The 1,000-nt window shown below is 69.6% G+C and carries 1 pseudogene; it reads right to left on the bottom strand.

Annotated elements, in window-relative coordinates:
* Nucleotides 1–36 precede the first annotated feature (36 nt).
* Nucleotides 37–1,000 (bottom strand): annotated as a pseudogene (locus J7346_RS14910) (hypothetical protein); the annotation flags it as partial.

Genomic DNA, 1,000 nt, shown 5'->3' with positions numbered 1-1,000 from the left:
GGGCGGCCCGGCGTGTGCGGGGCCGCCCTGTGGGGCTTACATCCAGGCCCAGTCGTGAGTGGGCGGGGTGTCGACGGGGTCGGCGCCGGGGGTGTCGGGCAGGTAGAGGCCGTGGCCGCGGCCCTCGCCGAAGGTCCAGTGGGCCGGGCTGAACAGCAGGTCGTCGACGACCTCCGGCCCGCCCGGCAGGACCTGCGGGCCCAGGGTGTCGATCCCGGCCGGCAGCACCTGGGCACCGCCCTCGTGGGCCTTGGCCCCGCCGCCGCTGAAGTCGGCGATGAAGGCGTCATCCTCCAGTCCCGGCAGGATCTGCGGGCCGGCGTCGGCCTCGAGGCCCGGCTTGACCGCGTCCTGCGCGGCGGTCGCGACCTGGACCGGCGGGTTGAAGCGCGCATCGTCGGCCGGGATGATCCCCGACAGGGCCTCGGCCGGAGAGGCCTGTCCCGGGAAGATGAACTGGGCCGCCGTCAGATTGGCCATCGTCACCCCGTGCAGGACGATGAAGTCGCCATTGCCCAGGTTGATCGCCCCGTCCGCCCCGACCTGGCTGAAGTTGACCTTCAGCTGGTCGAAATTGGCAAAGCCGAAGGCCCTGAGGTCGATCCGGTCCTGACCGATGGTGAAGTCGCCGATCACATCGCCGCCGGTGCCGGCCTGGAAGACGAACACATCATTGCCCGCCTCGCCGAACAGCACATCATTGCCGCCGCGGCCGTCCAGCACGTCATTGCCCGCCCCGCCCAGCAGATAGTTGCCCGAGCCACTGCCGACCATCAGATTGGCCAGGCCGTTGCCGACGCCGAAGGCCGTGGTCCCGACCAGCACCAGGTTCTCGACGTTGGCATAGAGATAGACGCCCGCGTTCTCGACCCGCACATCGGCATAGACGGTGTCGGTGCCGCCGCCGGCATCCTCGAACGTCAGGTCATCGCCGGTGTCGACCCAGTAGATGTCATTGCCCGCATCGCCGTCCAGCAGGTCATAGTCGGCAAGGCCTGAG

This window comes from Brevundimonas sp. A19_0, assembly GCF_017744255.1.
Taxonomy (GTDB): Bacteria; Pseudomonadota; Alphaproteobacteria; order Caulobacterales; family Caulobacteraceae; genus Brevundimonas.
Note: the sequence above shows the minus strand (reverse complement) of the source record. Positions and strands in the feature narration are given on the sequence as shown.